The sequence below is a fragment of the Clostridium culturomicium genome, assembly GCF_000821305.1.
Classification (GTDB): Bacteria; Bacillota; Clostridia; order Clostridiales; family Clostridiaceae; genus Clostridium_J; species Clostridium_J culturomicium.
In genome coordinates this window covers 1-1,380 of sequence record NZ_CCXK01000004.1, presented here as the reverse complement: position 1 = coordinate 1,380, position 1,380 = coordinate 1, and the positions used below count along the sequence as shown (strand labels likewise).

Here is a 1,380-nt window from a genome sequence, read left to right as displayed (position 1 = left end):
AGGATCAAACTCTCAATTTAAAAAGTTTGAGCTGCGCTCTAATTGTTTCGCTGACTTGTTAAAGTCATTTATTGATAGATTATCTCTATCGAAATTAACTGGTTTTACCTTTATTTCTCTGTTTAATTTTCAAAGACCAATTCTTTTTCTTCGTCGATTTCTCTCGACTACTTTTATTATTTTATCAGAAGCCTTGGCATCTGTCAACAACTTTTTCAAGTTTTTTTTAATTTCTTTAAAACTTGTTTTAGTTGTTTGTCGTTTTTCATCACTACATTTCACAACGACAAGTCATATAATATCATGATTTATAAACACAATATATTATATATTTGCCATAAACATTAAATATAATACATATACTTTATATTTCTTTAAATTTCTCTTTTTTTCTTATAATGATACACTTGGAGAAGTATCCTTTAAATATTTTATTTTATTCTTTGCTCTTCTTATAATATAGTATACCTTTATTATTTTCATTTGTATATTTTCTGGATATTGGTTATAATGATAATAAATATTAGTTAATTGTTTTTATTAATCTATAGAAAGGATGCGAATTATGGAAAATAATACACAGTTAAAACAAGGACCTGACTTTATATTACCTGGAAGTGATGAAAAAAATCACTCCTTAAAAGATTATTTAGGAAAAAATGTTGTACTTTACTTTTACCCAAAGGATAATACCCCTGGATGTACTATTGAAGCTTTAGATTTCAAGGCTCATATTGATGAATTCGATAAACTTAATACTGTAGTTTTAGGAATTAGTAAAGATAGTGTTAAATCTCATTGTAAATTTATTGATAAACATCAATTAAATTTTATCCTTCTTGCAGATGAAGAAAAACATGTGTGTTCTTTATATAATGTTTTAAAGGAAAAGACCATGTTTGGAAAGAAAACTATAGGCATTGAAAGAAGTACTTTTATAATAAACAAGGACGGTTACATAGTTAATGAATATAGAAAAGTTAAAGTTGCTGGACATGTTGAAGAAGTACTTAACTATATAAAGGATAATCTCATATAATATAACGAATAAAGGAGAGTATTAAAAATACTCTCCTTTCGTGCTACTTTTTTACTTTTAATCAAATAAAAAAGACCTAGATAAAAATCTAAGTCTTTTGGTGGCTCGAGCAGGAATCGAACCAGCGACACGAGGATTTTCAGTCCTCTGCTCTACCGACTGAGCTATCGAGCCACACCTGACCTGGCAACCACCTACCCTCCCACACAGCTTCCCGTGCAGTACTATCGGCCTCTTAATGCTTAACCTTCGTGTTCGGTATGGGAACGGGTGTATCCATTAAGAGCATCATCACCAGATTGTAAGAGAATATTCTCTCAAAATTACACAGTGAACATTGT

1 protein-coding gene, 1 tRNA gene and 1 rRNA gene are annotated in these 1,380 nt (G+C 29.7%); 1 reads left to right on the top strand and 2 read right to left on the bottom strand.

Features of this window, described 5'->3' with window-relative positions:
* The first annotated feature begins 565 nt into the window (after window positions 1-565).
* Window positions 566-1,039, top strand: coding sequence for a thioredoxin-dependent thiol peroxidase (bcp, locus tag BN1075_RS00260; protein ID WP_040191008.1), 474 nt, complete (start codon window positions 566-568; stop codon window positions 1,037-1,039).
* Window positions 1,040-1,137: 98 nt separating this feature from the next.
* On the opposite strand, the gene BN1075_RS00255 is transcribed toward bcp, so the two are convergent.
* Together BN1075_RS00255 and rrf are read right to left on the bottom strand one after the other, a co-directional pair.
* Window positions 1,138-1,213, bottom strand: a tRNA-Phe gene (locus BN1075_RS00255).
* A 7-nt stretch (window positions 1,214-1,220) separates the two neighbouring features.
* Window positions 1,221-1,338 (bottom strand): 5S ribosomal RNA (gene rrf / locus BN1075_RS00250).
* Window positions 1,339-1,380: the final 42 nt, after the last annotated feature.

What these genes read in the sequence shown, in the direction of transcription:
- bcp (WP_040191008.1), top strand. Translation starts at nt 566, where the DNA reads ATGGAAAATAATACACAGTTAAAACAAGGACCTGACTTTATATTACCT.